The organism is Algoriphagus sp., from assembly GCF_013373065.1.
GTDB lineage: Bacteria > Bacteroidota > Bacteroidia > Cytophagales > Cyclobacteriaceae > Algoriphagus.
In genome coordinates this window covers 18,547-34,813 of sequence record NZ_JABXIN010000023.1, presented here as the reverse complement: position 1 = coordinate 34,813, position 16,267 = coordinate 18,547, and the positions used below count along the sequence as shown (strand labels likewise).

The following is a 16,267-nucleotide window of genomic DNA, read 5'->3' as shown; positions in this document are numbered from 1 at the left end:
TTAGTTAAATTTTTCAGCTCGTTTAATCAACTTGTCCAAGTTTGGTTCTTTGGGATTTAAAGGCATTCCAGGATGAATGCAAGCTGCGGGGCATTTTTCTGCCGCTTTGACCAATTCTTCAAAAGTTCCTTTTGAAGGATCATCTATATAGGCTTGTTTATCCTTGTTGTACTTGAACAACTTGGGGTATTTATCCACGCACTCATTGCAGGAGGTACAATTCTCTGTTTCCACCCAAGGACCGGCGACTTGATTTGGACTGACTTCTTCTTGAGTGGTAACCTCTTCTTGTTCTCCGGAGGCTTCGGTTTTTAAGGGAGTTTCCTCGGTCAAAGCTGCCTCATCAAAGTGGAATTCTTCATCATCTAATAAGACAGAAATAAGACGTTGAGCGGCTACTGAAATCGCTTCCTCCTGGAGGTCTTTCAATAATTGCTCACGGTTAATTTCAGGTGAAGGACTAGCCTCCTCTCCTGCGATTGATCCATCGCCCGTAGCGGTTTTTCCATCTCCAGAACCACCAACTATTCCAGCCAATTCTCTTAATTGGTTCCAAAAATCCAGACGTTCCTGACAGGAAACCACCCACACATTAGGAATGGCCCCGCGGTGTAATTGACCCTGTTCATCCTTTAACCAGATAAAAGGGATTTTACCGTACAAATCAGCTTCTTCGAGTTGTAAGTAGTTGCTCAAAGGCACTAAATGATCGGTTTCAAATTGAGCAGGCACGAGCATCAATTCTTGGGCTTTTTCCGGAAAAATGGCCTTGTAGTCTGCATAGGTGAATTCCATTTCCCATTCTTCTTCAGTCCCATCACTTCCTTTTGCGAGAAGGCTATATATTGGCCAAGATTTGCTTGCTTGGATATTTTGAGAGAGATCGAATTTTTTCCCATCAGAATCCTTTACCGTTGGATCAAAGCTGATTTTAGGGAAATATCGGCCTGCATTTTCTGCCTTCATTACGAGCATTGGATCTTTTCCATCTAGTTTTTTTGATTCAGGGATGGATAAATAGCAAATGCTAGGTGAGGTAGACTTCAGGAATTTTTGGATTCCATCCTGAATAAAATTAGGGTCATCTAGGCTACTTTGAAATACCGAGACATTACGATGAGCGATAGCCAAGGAAGCAATTTCCTGCTTGTATTGCCGGGAGGCATCTTCCCAAGTGAGTTGCTTATCGGGAGCAGTGATGAGTTCTTGGTTCAAAACCATCACCTTAATGGGCCTATTGGAGGATAAAAGCCTCGAAAAGGAAGCTAAATGTTCGAATAGGTATCCCTTGTCTACAATCAGCAGGATAGGGTGGAATAAGAGTAGTTCTTCTTTGGACAATCGATACCAGGTAAAATGCTCAAAATATTCATCATGAATTTCTTCTTTGAATTCATCCGAAATCTCAAGCGATGCGATTCGAAACGCCTTGATCAAATCCACAAAGGTGTTTACTTCCTGACTAAAAATGGACAGGCCTTCTTCAAACAGGTCTCCTTTTGATTCAATTACCTGAGAATTCCGGAGTAGGTTTTCATTGGAAATCCATTCTTTCCATTGAGGTTCCAAAATCACGATGCCTTCATTTTCCTTGTAATGATTTAAGCCTTTTTGAAGCGTAGAAATCACCTCCGTAAGTCGAAGGAGTCGTTTTTCGGAAAGGTCGGTTTTTGGACCACGTGGTAAAAGGTTGACCATTTTGTCAAAGGCAATGAGCTCATCGGCAAAGTCAAAAGTGTTTTTCAGGGATTCCTCTTCGGATTGTGTATCCTCGATTTGCAAAAGCTCGTTCAGGCCCGCAATTAATTCGGTCAATCGGGAGGTAAAGGCTCGACGATTGCCTTGATGGTGGTTGGAAACCGCATCATCTAAGAATTGAAATGGGGTACTAGGGCTCCACTCAATGGAACGGCTTTTCCCATTTTTTTCTTTTAGCGTGAATGGGTAGTCTGATGTCGCATTTTCCTCCAATAAATCATACAAAGCTGCGCTCACCGGTCTTTTTTCAAAGTCCTCCGGTAATACACCTGTTCGATAGAAATGGCGTAATTTTTTCCAAAATGCCTGCATTTCTGCTTCAGGAGCAGGATTTCTTTTTTCCCAAACGAAGGGTAGATGATCCTGGATTTCCTTATTTGTGATTTGTTCGTTCATAACCCTTCTATTAAATGGCGTATCGATCCATGAGTGTATTGATTGCCCCCATTCGCTCTTCAACGGAAATTCCGAGATTATGGGCTCCATATTCATCGTATCGGATGGCGTTTTTATTCTGATAAAACAATCCAATTGGAGTCGTTTCTTTCACCAATTCCGCTACTTCCCGAGCTTTGATTAAGTTGCTAGGATCATGCTCTTGGATGTGGCGGAAGGTACTTTTGGCTTTTTCATCCAACAAAATACCATCCTCATGATCCAACAAGGTGAGGGCATTGGGGTCTTTTACTGTGGGTTCGTAGGTATCCCGCATCCAAATCGGACAGCGTTGCACAATGCGTACAAAAGCCAACCCAGGATGATCAAAAGCCTTTTTCAGAGTTGCATTTAAGTGGGCAGGTTTCCAATCAACTGTTTGGGCCACAAAGGAGACATTCGGGAAGCCCAAGGTGGACTGGATAGGATTGATGGGAGGAATGACCGAACCTCTAGGATGGGTGTTCGAGTGGGTTCCCAAAGGACTGGTTGGTGATGTTTGTTTTTTAGTCAATCCGTAGATGGAGTTGTCAAATAGCAAAACCACCATTTTCATATTGTAGCGTATGCCATGCACCCAGTGACCAGCTCCGATGGAACAGCAGTCCCCATCTCCTGTGATGACAAAAACATTCAAATCAGGTCTTCGAAATTTTACCCCACTTGCAACGGGCAAAGCTCTACCATGCAAGCCATGAAAACCATAAGTCTTCATATAGTGTGGAAAACGGCTACTACAACCAATTCCCGAAACAAATACGGTTTTTTCTGGAGGAAGCTGCTCATCTTCACAAAGCTTTTGTACCGAATGCAATATGGTATGAGCGCCGCAGCCCGAGCACCATCGCGCTTTACTGCTTCCATAATCTTCAATGCTGTAATGCCCTTCTTCCGGAAGTGCGATTTCACAAAAATCTGGTTGAAAAGAGATCATGGTCTAATCGATTAAGGTTAAGTTGAGTTCTTTCTCGAGCCTTTGTAAAATCTGAATCGGGCTCATGGGTTGTCCGTAAACATTGCTTAAGCAATCAATGTCAGTAAGCGTCTGCGCTCTCAGATACCAGGCCAATTGGGAATACCGCCTGTTTTCCTCCGTGATCAAAGGATTTCCAACCGTATCGCTGTAGTTGATTTCTACGGTCATCACTTTCTTAAATTTGCTGAAGATATCCTTCAGACCTGGCTCCATCGGACTCAAAAAGCGGAGATGGATACTGCTGACTTTGGCGCCTTTTTCTCTGGCACGTTCAGCAGCTTCTTCAATCGCACCTCGGGTAGAGCCCCATCCTACCAATAACAAATCCCCTTCTTCTTCACCATGAATTGTTGGGGGCTTAAGTGTCTCCCGCAAGGCCGCCAACTTGCGACTTCTACTTTCCACAGCGCGTTGATTGATCGCCGGATCATAGGCTACATGACTGTCTTCATCATGAGCAAGTCCTGTTAAGGTGTACATCCCTCCTTTTTGTCCAGGGATGGGTCTTTTGCTAATTCCGGTGTTTTTGTCCCAATCATACACCTTGACGCCATCTTTCCACGGGCTTTGATCAATAGGCCCTGCAAACCATTCGGGTTTAATTTTCGGACGCGGGAAAGGCTGGACTCCTGTCGCTAAATTCGCATCGGTTAATACAAAAACAGGGGTTCGGAAGGATTCGGCCAGTTTCCTGGCAAGGATGACAAAATGAAAACACTCTTCGATCGTAGAGGGTGCAATAATTACTTTTGGGGAATCGCCGGGAGCACCATATAGCACTGCTAATAAATCCCCCTGCTCCACTTTAGTTGGTAATCCGGTAGAAGGTCCTCCTCGCTGCACATCAATGATCACAAGAGGAATTTCTGCCATAACAGCTAAGCCTATAAATTCTGTTTTGAGGGCAATACCCGGGCCGGATGTAATGGTTACAGCCGTTTTTCCTGCATAGGATGACCCGACAGCAAAACCAATCGCAGCAATTTCATCCTCTGCTTGATGGATGATTCCTCCTGCGGATTCAATGGTTTCAGCCATCGCGTGCGTAGCCGAAGTGGCGGGTGTAATTGGATACATGGAGCATACTTCAATGCCTGCTGCCATGACTCCCAGGCTGATCGCTTCGTTCCCATTCATTACCACATAATCTTCCTCACTTAATTTACTCGGGATGGTAAAATGCATGGGGAAGTTTTCATTGGCATATTCATACCCAGCATAAAGTAAATCAAGGTTGCTTTGGATGATCTTTTCATCCTTTTTTCTGAAAATATATTTGACCTGATTCGCTGCAATTTCCAAATCCCGATCGTAAAGATTACAGAGAAGGCCAAGCACCCACATATTCTTCCCTTTTTTGGCATCGCTCACGTGCTTTAGGCATTCCTTTTCCATGGGAATTTCAAAAATGTGATAGCCTAACTCCGTGAAATGCTCAATAGATTCCTTGTAAGCAATGGCGGTTTCTTCGGTATGAGTTGCCCATTTGTTTTCAATTAGGAGATAGGTGCCTGGTTTATAGGCATTCTGGTCAATCCGCCCATAGAGCACTTGTTCATTGAGCGCTACTACCAAATCGGCATGGTCGCCCATGTTGGTGATTTTGTTGCTACCCATTCTGACACGGATTCCCGAGGCTCCTGCCTTGGATCGTGCGGGAGGTTGGATTTCTGCCGGAATAATTTCCACTGTCCATACACCATTCCCCATCTTGGCAGAAATGGCGCCCAAGCTCTGACCGCATTTTTGTGCGCCCTCACCTGAGTCACTGACAATTTCAATTACGGCTTCTTTGATTTTGGTCCTTTCAAATCGATTTGTTTCGGAAGGCTGACTTGCTGGATTACTGATCATGGCCAATAGTTTTATCCAGAGTAAGTAAAAAAAAATTACCCTGGATTTTATTGACCGAAATCAGTTAATGGCTAGATAAAAGTCAGGTTTAATAGCCAAGACTAGGTCTTTTAAACCCTTGAATATCAATAGTGAAAATAAAAATCGTTTTTGAGCAGGATTAGGAAAAACCTGGCTCACGGTCTCCTTTTCTGATTATTTTACTGCTTTCCCTTCCTTTGACGATGCCTAATTTTGGATCGAGCCAAACGATAGCCCCAGTAGGACAGCGTTGGATAGGCTCTTGTGTTTTATGAGCGAGGGAATAATTGATTACGGGCAGGTTATTTTCAATGACAATAAGGTCTCCGGGGGCATCCATGGCACAGCGACCGCAAGCTGTACAAGCGACCTGACAGTCTTCCAGAATCTCATCTCCTTTTTCTAGGTTTTTGCAGTTTACCCAAAGTTGATGACTGATAGGCTGTAGTGAAAACAGGTCCTTGGGACATACCTCTACACAGTCTCCGCAGGCAGTACATTTATCCAGGTCTACTACAGGAAGGGAATATTCATTTAGATGAATAGCATCGAAATCGCAAACTTTTTGACAGTCTCCCAAGCCCAAGCATCCCCAAAAACACCCTTTTCCTCCACCACTGACCAAGGCTGCTGCTTGGCAACTTTCCAGACCTTCGTAAGTGGCTTTATTTCGGGCTACATTAGTTCCTCCTCCACAGGCCAAACGAGCGACTTTCTTTTCTTCATTCCCCACAGAAATTCCCAGAAAATCACCAATCGCTTCTCGGCCTTCGGGAGAACTGACTGTACATTTCCCCGGTAGAACTTTTCCTGCAACCAATGCCTCGGCAAAAGGACGACATCCCGGAAAACCACAGGCACCACAATTCGCATGGGGCAGCATATCTTCTACCACATTGATCCGCTCATCCTCATAGACATAAAGTTTTTTATTTGCCACCACTAAGAGAAGGGCAAGTGCGAGGGTGAGTCCACCAAGTGCTAAAACTGCGATGACGATTGACATTTCCTTTTTTCCTAATAGATAATTTCAGCCCATTTTTTACCGGCAATAAGTTCAGCTTTTCGGGTTTCCCATTTTTCCTTTGAACCCATCATTTTGCTGAATACTTCGTCCAAACCTTCCTTTACTTTTTCGTGGCCTGCGACATAGATGTAGGTATTCAGATTGGATAGCATTTCGAGGATTTCCTCAGATCGCTCCTCAATGGATTCATTTAAGGTCATGACGTCATTCCAAACAGGTCTAGGGCTAAGAGCATGGATGGCTTGAAAGGTCTTTTGATCGTAATAACTGGTCAGGTCATCATCGAGCTCATTTTGGTAGAGCAATTCCAACCCAGTCTTAGCTCCATAGAATAGCCGTATTCTTCCCTTCCAGTCCTTAATGTTGGTATAAATGTGTTTAATAAAGGCTCTAAAAGGTGCGATTCCAGTTCCCATCCCAATGAGGATTAGATTAGCTTCGCGATTCTCGGGTACAGAAAAGGCCAAGCCAAAAGGACCGGTAATCGTGATCTGATCTCCTTCTTTTCGGTCGCATAAGTAATTAGAGGCAATCCCATATTGAAGTTCTCCGCTAAAGGGATCCACATAATTGCACCGCTTCACCAATAGGGTAACCCAAGTTTTGCCTTTCACTTTTTTGGGTAAATCAGCAACACTGTACAAGCGGTGATGCTGGGTATTTCCAAAATCATCGTGTGTTTGAATCAATACACCAAAGCTTTGATCGATTTCACAGTGAAATGAAGGGTCGTTGACTTCTAAAACTAATTCCCGGATTTCTTGAGTATCCTCGGGGGTAAGTCTCCGAGATGATTTCACGGTGGCTGTGTGTTGCCTGCGGGTGTCATAATCTGATAAATGTGCCATTTTCTTATTTTTTAGTCGTTTTTAGTTGACATTGCGTGCCACAACCACAATTGCCACAGTCTCCTCTACCGGCAAGCACGTCTTCGGAGGAATTTTTATCCATAAAGGCCAATCGCCAGAGATATTGGACTAGAACCCAGGCGATCATTAAGCCTGTAATTCCCAGTATTCCGATTGCGTATTTGATCAACATTATTCTTCTTTTAATTACTGCCCAATCCTGAAAAACCCATAAATGCCAAGGATAAAATCCCCGCTGCCACTAAGGTCAGGACGGTTCCTCGAATGACTTTAGGTACTTCTGCGAAATCCAACTGTTCTCGCAATCCAGCCATCAACAGCAGGGCGAGCGTAAAGCCGGTTCCGGCTCCAAATGCATAGGTGACGCTTTGAAAGAAATCATACCCCTTATTGGTCTGGAATAAAGCTAAACCTAGGATAGCACAGTTGGTCGTGATCAAGGGTAAGAAAATCCCCAGTGCCTGAAACAGTGCAGGGCTCATTTTCTTGACAAACATCTCCACCAATTGTACCGTGGAGGCGATGACTACGATGTAGCTGATCAATTGGAGAAACGGAGCATCAATGGCTTCCAAGAAGGCATGAATGCCGTAAGCACACATGGAGCTTATCAGCATCACAAAGGTGACGGCGCCACCCATTTTTCCTGCCGTATCGATTTTTCCCGAAACCCCTAAGAAGGGACAAATTCCAAGGAAATAGGCCAGCACAAAGTTGTTGACCAAGGCGGCATTGATGAATATCTGGCTGAATGATTCCTGATTCATAAGGCGTTTCGTTTTTGTTTGTAAAGGTTGAAAACCAATAACCAGGCAGCTAGCGTGAAAAAGCCTCCGGCCGGTAGAATCATGATGACCCATTCCTGAAAGGTGTCAGGCATAATTGGGATTCCAAATACAGCTCCACTTCCCAGGATTTCCCTGACAAGCCCGAGACTGACCAATCCCAAGGTGAATCCCAATCCCATTCCCAAGGCATCAAGGATGGATTTTCCAAGCGTGTTTTTGGAAGCAAAGGCCTCCGCACGGCTAAGAATCAGACAGTTCACAACGATCAATGAGATAAAGGCACCCAAGTTTTTATGGAGGTCCACACTGATGGCTTGGATGGCATAGTCTATAATCGTCACAAACGTTGCGATGATCAGAATGTAGGATGCAATGCGGACTTCCTTGGGGATAAAATTTCGAAGTAGGGAAACCAAACTGTTGGACATGATTAACACAAAAGCCGTAGCCAAGCCCATGGCAAGGGCATTGATGGCCGTATTAGAAACCGCTAATACCGGGCACATCCCCAGTACCTGTACAAATACCGGGTTCTCTTTCCACAAGCCTTTGATAAACTCATCCGTGGAGGAGGTTGTATTGCTTAGCTCCTTATTCATTTTTGATGGATTTAAAAGCTGTTTTGTTTTGGTAAATAAGCGGCGCCCATTCCGAAGCGCTTTGGTTAATGATTTCTCCAATGGCTCTTGAGGAAATGGTTGCCCCGCTGATTCCGTCCACTTCCCATGAATGGGTTTTGGTCCCCTTTTTTACTGTAATGACCCGGTTTTCTAATCCCGATTTATCAGGATTTAAAGCCACATCCATTGCAGTGAAATTTTCCAAAAAGGTGGGGTCTTTCTCGATTTTGTCACCAAGCCCTGGAGTTTCCTTGCTTTCTAAAACATAGAATCCGACCACCTGCTCTTGCTCAGGGGCATAGCCATAAATGACTTTGATGACGTCTGCATAACCTTGCCCTGTAGCCACAATGGCTACCCCTTTGAAATTTCCCTCGCTATCATACCCGGCATAGACTACATCCGGGTCGCTTTCTTCCGCCGGAACAAAAGCGTTGTTTTTATAAGCGAAAGGTTGCATTTGAGTAATACCGGGAACCACTTTAAAAATCGCTTCTTTGAGCGCTTCCGCTCGCAATAATTCGATCCGAGGCAAGGTGCCTTCATAGGTAAAGACAATCAATAGTCCACACAAAATACCAATACCAGCCATGGCTCGAAGCATTTTAAAGCTATTGGAAGGAGGGGTTATGGTCTTAGAATCGCTCATGATGATTTTAGTGAAGTTCCATAAACCCGATAGCGAATCAATCGATCGATATGAGGGGATATCGCATTTCCCAATAAGATCGCATACATAACCCCTTCTGGTAGCCCTCCCCAAATACGGATGACTACGATAAGGGTACCTATAATAGCTCCATAAACCATGACTCCCCATTTTGTGATTGGAGAGGCCACCATATCTGTGGCCATAAAGACCGCACCTAACATCAACCCTCCAGAAAAGAGCATGAATAATGGAGATGGGTATTTGGAGGGATCAATCCAGTAGAAGATTCCACTCAATAGGAATACCGTTGCGATGATAGATACCGGGATTCTCCAATTCATGAAATTTCGAGCAACCAGATATATTCCACCAAGAAGAATAAGGATCGCACTGGTCTCTCCGGCAGATCCACTGACGAAGCCAAATGCTAGATCCGCAGTATTAGCGACAACCCCATCAAATTTGAAAGCTGAAAGCGGAGTAGCCCCGGAAACGCCATCTACTACCGGCTTCATAAAGGGAGCTGCAAACAAGGAGCTATTGATGGTTGTAAAACGATCAGCTCCAAATCCGTCATACCAAGTCGTAATGGCTACAGGAAAAGCTCCCTGAAGCACTGCTCTACCAACTAAAGCTGGATTAAATACATTGTAGCCAAGCCCTCCAAATAGAAATTTCCCGACACTAATCGCAATGACTCCACCTAGGAAGGTCATCCAAAGCGGAAAAATCGGCGGAAGGGTTAATCCCAACAATAATCCTGTGATAATTGCTGACCAGTCGGAAACCGTACTTCTTTTTCCCGATAATCGACAAAGGACATGTTCTGTGAGAACACAGGAAAGAGTGGAGGTAACTAATACCAAGGCAGCATTCCATCCAAAGGCATAAACCGAAAATGCCGCTGTGGGCAGCATTGCCCAAACCACATTACGCATAATCACCTCGACGCTGCTGCCTTTGACGAGGTGGGGCGATGTGCTGATATGTAGTGTTTGCTTAAACATCAGGCAGATTTTCGTTTACGAATGATTGATTTGGATAAGCGGAAATACTGAACCAACGGGATATGAGAAGGGCAGACAAAGGAGCAGGAGCCACACTCAAAACAGTCCATGAGGTGGTATTCTTCTGCCATTTTATCATAGCTCTCAAATTTGGCTAGAATGCCCAATTTTGATGGATTTAGCGACAAAGGACAGGCATCCACACAGGCTCCACATTTGATGCATGGGTAGACTTGGGCGGAGCGGTGAACTTGCTTTTCATTGAAAACCACAATTCCGGAAGTCCCCTTGACAATAGAAATGTCCAGGTTTCCTACAGCCACGCCCATCATGGGTCCGCCCATATAAACTTCACTGATGCTGTCTTCCACTCCCACTTCCTCCAAGACATAGCGAAGCGGAGTGCCTATTGGAATCAGGTAATTTCCTTTTTTCTTTACTCCCGGTCCTGTAATCGTAATTACGCGTTCCTGAATGCCCCGACCATGAGGTAACAAGCGACCTATTTCTGCGGTAGTTGCCACATTCACCACCACGACATGTACATCAATTGGCAAACCTCCGGAGGGGACTTCCTTGCCCAAGAGAGCAGTAATCAACATTTTTTCTGCTCCTTGGGGATATTTAACAGGAACCATCTGGACTGAAATGGGCTCTGTTCCGTCTAGCTTGCTAGCTAAGAATTCTGCCGCATCTCTTTTATTGGCTTCAATGCCAATAATGGTCCGCTTTGCTCCCGTAGCCTTCATGAGGTATTTGATCCCCGTGAAAATATCATCCGGTTGTTCGAGCATCACCCGATGGTCTGTGGTCAGGTAAGGTTCACATTCAATCCCGTTGATGATCAGGGTATCACAATGTTTTCCTTCCGGGATTTTTAATTTGGCATGCGTTGGGAAAGCGGCGCCTCCCAAACCAACAATTCCTGCTTCCTGAATTCCTGTAAGAATTTCCTCAGGGCTTGCTGTTTCCAAATCAATTGGATTTCCTTCCAAAATCTCCTGGGTGGAAGAAGGAAAGGGCTCCAAATAGATTCCTGTTGTCATCTTTCCAGATAGAGTGGGCACATTAGCGATTTTTCGAATGACACCACTGGCAGGTGAATGCAGCGGAACCGATAGGAACCCATCGGAAGCCGTGAGCTTTTGTCCTCGGATGACTTCCTGTCCCTCCCGAACGATTATTTTGGAAGGTTTGCCAATGTGCTGTGAAACCGGAAGAATAATCAGCGGGGCAAAGGAAAACTGCCGAATAGGAAGTTTATTCGTTTCCTCCTTGTTTTCAGGAGGATGAACACCATGCTTAAATGTATGTTTCTTGATCGTAAGCATGCTGTTTAATTGTATTTCTCAGCCCTTTTAATCCATTTTTCAACGTCTTTTCCTGAGGAATCGGCAGGTAATCCGGGATGAATCACCTGGGCGGTGCATTTTTCAGCTGCCAATACCAAATCTTGGTAGGGTCCCGCTTGAGCGTCTTTGATATAGGCCTTTTTGTCCTTGTTGTAGGCAAAAATCTTTGGATTCAAATTGATGCACTCATTGCAAGAGGTACACTCATCTGTTTCAATCCATGCCGACATCCCCGTTTCGCTTTTTGGAGCTTCCTCCTGCGTTGTCACTGCCTGTTCTGTTTTTTCCTCGAACATTGCAGATGGTAGACTGGTACCATTCCCTCCGGCAAGCTGTGCTAATTTTCGGGCAAGCTTTCCGACGATCTCAGCCCGTATTTTACTTTCAAGATCTGGTGTTGGTTCTTCAGGTTTAGTGCCTGCTAAATCTCGAAGCAAAATCCAGAAGTCTCTTCGCTCTTCACAGGACTCGACGATGGTTTTTGCCACAATCACTCGGGTCAATTGATTCTTTCTATCCACTGCCCAGATGAATGGGAATTTGCCTTCCCGATCTTCCTCGCTCATATCCAAGAATTCGGTGAGCAGGATCATATTTTCATTCCAGGTATTCGGAGGAGCATTTCTGAAATGCTTTCTGAATCGGCCTTCTGTCAATGCAAAATCCGCAAAGGTCATAGGGACTTCCATGCTTTTCTCGACTCCATTCTCCACATATTTCAGCTCATAGGTAGGCCAATCCTGATCGATGGCAGGGTTTCCAGAAAGGTCAAGTGCCTCTTGGATTTTTACGCTTAAATCCGGATTGTATCTGAAGATTGGATAGGCTCTGGATTCGACAGCCAACTTCGCTTGATGGGAACCTAAATCATCTGCAACTCCATGTTCGGGTTGACAGGTAGTATAAAGGTTGAACAAGGCAGGTCGTTTGGTCATCAAACCATCGATAAATCCTTCGATCATGTGACTGGTATTGGCCAGAGTACCCTGCATGACATAGGTATTTCGGTGTGCCATCGCAATCAGTCCGATTTCTTTACGTGGCTCAGGCTTCCCTTTCCATACCTTGCCGTATTGGGCCATGTCAGAAACTTGTCCGATGAATCCAGAAGTACAAGCTTGTCCGCCCGTATTGGAATACACCTGGGTATCCACGACAATTACTTTGATCGGTTTTCCGGAGGCCATCATTCTGGAAAGGTTTTGGAAGCCGATGTCATACATGGCTCCATCGCCTCCTAAGGCTACCACCGGTGGGCAAAGCAACCACTCTTCATCTGTAAATTGCTTCCAGTTGAAATAGGTAAAGAAGTCATTATGTTCCTCTGCTCGATACTTGCCTTCCAGAATCAGATTTGCTTTTCGGATCGCTTTGAAACCATCCGCCATTTTCGACATGTGTCCTTCAAAAATCCCCATTGCCATGGAAGTAGAATCCTGGAATAGGTGGTTGGCCCATGGGAATGGATACGGGTTGTAAGGATAAGTACTACCCCATACAGAGGTACATCCCGTCGCATTGGTCATCCCCATAGAGGAACGGCCTCTTCCCGTGGTTCCTTCTGTATATTTCCATTTCAGTTTTCTGAGTTGGGAAATCAGTAAGGTCGTCTCGGCTAGCCAATCCTGATCAATAGGTTTCGTGCCACTTTCCGCCTCCAACTTACTGGCAATGCCAGACATGGTTAGATCGGTGTGGTGGGCTTCTTTCAAAATTCGTTGGATGGCATCTGTATCCTTGATATTGATGCTTTCCAAAAGCCGCGTTTGGATATGCTGTTCTAATTTCTGAATCAGATCTTCCAGCTGTTCCAGATGTTTCTTAATGCGGGGCTGCATTAAGGATTCAATCGTAGCGATAAATAAATGCACCACTGATTTTTCCGAACATCCCAGACATGCCCCATCCCCACTTACAAAGTGCTGGTAGGCATCCTTATTCAAGAGAATAGTTTCTAATGGGCCAATTTTTTCTTCCAGGCTGTCGATTCGGTTGAATTTTTCAGGAGTTGAAGGAAGATCTGTCCACATATCCCAGTCTTTTCTTAAGCGGGCAACGGATCCTTCCGTCTGAATTACTGATACTAACGCATCATCCTCGCAGACCTTGATACACTCATTACAACCTTTACAAGTATTGGGGTTGATGGTGATGCTGAATAAGCCTCCAGAGTTTGCAGATTTCTTTTCGTGCAAGTCAAAATAAGGCCGAGTCAAGGCAAATTTGAAATCGCCCAATTCATCTTTGAACCAGCCGAGTTCTTCTACCATTTCCGCTTTATCCTTGCTTTCTTCGATCAAGGCATCGATGGCGATATGAATGAGTTGGTTGACCGTTTGCTCTTTGGGAGCCTCTTTAAACAAGGTTCTGACTTTACCCTCCAAAGGGCGTACAAGTTTCGTTAGGTGGGTGACATTTTCACGGTTCTTTTTAACCCGCTTGACTACGGTGTCCAATACATCTTTAAGGTCACTCACCAAGCCTGGTATGGCCGTATCAGGACAAACTGTATAACATTTGCCGCAAGCCGTACAATTATTGGGCACCCATTCGGGGTGCTCAAATCGGATTCCTGTCATATCCCGGAATACCGCAGAAGTGGCAGGCATAACACTCAGTCCGATAAATGGATCAGTGAGGTTATCATTCCCCATTCCCTGTGCGTAGAAGTTTCCGGTTTGTTCCCAGAATCGATGGATGTCACTCAATTTGGATTGGCTTTGGGGCAAATCCTTCAACATTCTAGGAAGTGGAATCCCTACATTTTCTCCAGCCTGTCCATTGGTGTTGGTAGAAATTTCCTTATTCAAAATTTCATGCACCTCTGTAAATCCACGCTTCACGACGCGCATATTGTCGTCTACCACACGCTGACCTTTGGCACCAAACTTATGCTGGAGCTGGTCTTCGATGGCTTTCAACAATTCTTTTTCATTCAAGCCTGCTGTTTTCATCAAAGGAGAGGCTGCAAAAAATGCCCCTTGGAAAGCGATCCCCTGCATTCGAAGTTGCAATTCAGGATCTGTGGCTTCCTCTCGGGCGATTTTAAAGCCATCGATGTAGAAAACCCGGATTTTATTCTGGATGATCAGTCGTTGGTACCGCTTCGGAATATCTACCCAAACTTCCTCAGGAGTGGGTTTATCACTTTGAATGATAAAGACCCCTCCCTCCTTCAGTCCTGCAAGTGCATTGGTATGCTTGAAGACATTCGGATCCGGTGATAGTACCACATCCACAAAGTAAAACTCGCAATTCATCCGAATCGGTTCTGGAGCAGCAGCGAGGTAATAAGTGGTTGGCTGTCCTTTTTTCTCAGACCCGTATTTGGGATTGGCTTTGATATCAAAACCGAGAAGGTCATAGAGGGTCATGGCCAGGTTTTTCCCGGTCGTAATCGCTCCCCAACCACCAATGGAATGGAAGCGTACGGTCGTGGACCCTTTCGGCATCAGGTTCGGATTTTCCGATCCTCGGATGGCAAGGTCTTTCACATTGGGATAAGCCTCCAGAATTGTTTCCTGATGGGCTCGTTGCTTCGGGGTAAAGGCATTTTCCCGGATAAAATCAATGGATAGGTAGAAAAGCTTCTTTTGCTTCCCATCCGGCAACATATTTTCTACTGCACCGATGATTCCTTCTGCCTGCAAGTCCCGGCTTCCCATTCCGAAGGAACCGGAATAGATTCGAGGTACGTCTTTGGCCTGATGATAGGATTCTATATCTGGATATGGCTTTTTCCCGTCTGACAAACCATTTTCCAAGCATTTGGAGACTACCGCCCGTAATTCCCGGGCAATGGGAAGGTCTTCTGCTAGGGGTTGGTCTACTCGCTCCAATACCACTACGCCTTTTTTCCCTTTGATGACTTTGGAAAGTAAATCAGATGGGAAAGGGCGGAACATGACCAAATTGACTACGCCAACCTTGATTTTTCGGGTGGCTCTGAGGTAATCTGCTACTGCTTCAGCACTTGGAATCAAACTTCCTTGACCCAAAATGAGGTAGTCTGCATCTTCCGCCTTGTAGGTCATTACCCGTTGGTACTGCCTTCCGGTTAATTCCGCATAGTCATCAAAAGCCTTATCGGCAATGGATTTGATATGATCAAAGAAGAATGGGCGTTGAGCAGCCACACTTTGCATGTAGGAATCCTGGTTTTGGACGATTCCCGCCATCACGGGATTATCTACATCCCATAATTCCGGAATTCTCCTACGCTTTTCCCCAAAAATGATTCGCTGTGCTGGGGTAGGTGTGTCAATAATATCGTCTGGAGTACCGAGAAATTCCTTGATTAGTTCTCGTTCCGGTAGGTAAAGGCTCTCGATCAAGTGAGTGGTCAAAAATCCATCCTGTGCAATAATTCCAGGAGTCAGCGCCAACTCAGCTATGTGGTGCGCCAAAATGTTTAAATCAGCTACATGCTGTGCGTTTTTGGCAAACATTTGGAAAAATCCAGTGTCATCTACCGCATGGTAATCGTCGTGACCTGCGTGCACATTGAGGGTGGATTTAGTCATGGCCCGGGCACCGATATTCAAGACATAAGTGAGGCGTTTACCTACTGCTGCATATAGTGATTCGTGCATGTAGGCAATCCCTTGGCCCGAGGAAAAATTAGCCGCTCGCTGTCCAGTCATAGAGAGACCAGCTGTCACTGCTGCCGCTGCATGTTCCCCTTCCGGCTCAATGAAAATGAGTGGTTTGTTGGAGATATTGAGATGTCCTTTGGCAGCTTCTTCTGCCCAGTATTCTCCCATTTGAGTGGAGGGAGTGATTGGATAAGCACCAGCTGCATCTGAGGATTCTCTTTCGCACATGATGGCGGCTGTATTTCCGTCAAGCGCTGCCCGAATCCCCGGGTATTTGGGGTTGGTTATTTTGCTCATAAGAATGTGGATTGCT

12 protein-coding genes are annotated in these 16,267 nt (G+C 45.2%); all 12 read right to left on the bottom strand.

The window, feature by feature from the left end:
* The gene (locus tag HWE15_RS14305; protein WP_290508230.1) at nucleotides 1-2,154 is read right to left on the bottom strand and encodes a ferredoxin; all 2,154 of its coding nucleotides are present in this window, start codon (nucleotides 2,152-2,154) and stop codon (nucleotides 1-3) included.
* A gap of 10 nt (nucleotides 2,155-2,164) precedes the next feature.
* Nucleotides 2,165-3,127, bottom strand: coding sequence for a thiamine pyrophosphate-dependent enzyme (locus HWE15_RS14300; RefSeq protein ID WP_290508229.1), 963 nt, complete (start codon nucleotides 3,125-3,127; stop codon nucleotides 2,165-2,167).
* Nucleotides 3,128-3,130: 3 nt separating this feature from the next.
* Nucleotides 3,131-5,023: a 2-oxoacid:acceptor oxidoreductase subunit alpha gene (locus tag HWE15_RS14295; protein ID WP_290508228.1), complete on the bottom strand. Its 1,893-nt coding sequence runs from the start codon at nucleotides 5,021-5,023 to the stop codon at nucleotides 3,131-3,133.
* A gap of 160 nt (nucleotides 5,024-5,183) precedes the next feature.
* Nucleotides 5,184-6,050 carry an RnfABCDGE type electron transport complex subunit B gene (locus HWE15_RS14290; protein WP_290508227.1) on the bottom strand — a complete coding sequence of 289 codons (867 nt, stop codon included), beginning with the start codon at nucleotides 6,048-6,050 and terminating at the stop codon, nucleotides 5,184-5,186.
* 11 nt (nucleotides 6,051-6,061) lie between these two features.
* The gene (locus HWE15_RS14285; protein WP_290508226.1) at nucleotides 6,062-6,919 is read right to left on the bottom strand and encodes a ferredoxin-NADP reductase; all 858 of its coding nucleotides are present in this window, start codon (nucleotides 6,917-6,919) and stop codon (nucleotides 6,062-6,064) included.
* 4 nt (nucleotides 6,920-6,923) lie between these two features.
* Nucleotides 6,924-7,112, bottom strand: coding sequence for a hypothetical protein (locus tag HWE15_RS14280; RefSeq protein ID WP_290508225.1), 189 nt, complete (start codon nucleotides 7,110-7,112; stop codon nucleotides 6,924-6,926).
* A gap of 10 nt (nucleotides 7,113-7,122) precedes the next feature.
* A complete protein-coding gene (locus HWE15_RS14275; RefSeq protein ID WP_290508224.1) occupies nucleotides 7,123-7,707 on the bottom strand; it encodes an RnfABCDGE type electron transport complex subunit A in 585 nt (194 codons plus the stop codon).
* Entirely contained in the window at nucleotides 7,704-8,327 is a 624-nt protein-coding gene (rsxE, locus tag HWE15_RS14270; protein ID WP_290508223.1) for an electron transport complex subunit RsxE, read from the bottom strand. The genes HWE15_RS14275 and rsxE overlap by 4 nt, the downstream gene beginning before the upstream one ends.
* Nucleotides 8,320-8,997, bottom strand: coding sequence for an FMN-binding protein (locus HWE15_RS14265; protein ID WP_290508222.1), 678 nt, complete (start codon nucleotides 8,995-8,997; stop codon nucleotides 8,320-8,322). The genes rsxE and HWE15_RS14265 overlap by 8 nt, the downstream gene beginning before the upstream one ends.
* Nucleotides 8,994-10,007: an RnfABCDGE type electron transport complex subunit D gene (locus tag HWE15_RS14260; RefSeq protein WP_290508221.1), complete on the bottom strand. Its 1,014-nt coding sequence runs from the start codon at nucleotides 10,005-10,007 to the stop codon at nucleotides 8,994-8,996. Before HWE15_RS14260 ends, HWE15_RS14265 begins: the two co-directional genes overlap by 4 nt.
* Complete coding sequence (rsxC, locus tag HWE15_RS14255; protein ID WP_290508220.1) at nucleotides 10,007-11,338, bottom strand: electron transport complex subunit RsxC; 1,332 nt, start codon at nucleotides 11,336-11,338, stop codon at nucleotides 10,007-10,009. Before rsxC ends, HWE15_RS14260 begins: the two co-directional genes overlap by 1 nt.
* A gap of 5 nt (nucleotides 11,339-11,343) precedes the next feature.
* Nucleotides 11,344-16,251 carry a 2-oxoacid:acceptor oxidoreductase family protein gene (locus HWE15_RS14250; protein WP_290508219.1) on the bottom strand — a complete coding sequence of 1,636 codons (4,908 nt, stop codon included), beginning with the start codon at nucleotides 16,249-16,251 and terminating at the stop codon, nucleotides 11,344-11,346.
* Nucleotides 16,252-16,267: the final 16 nt, after the last annotated feature.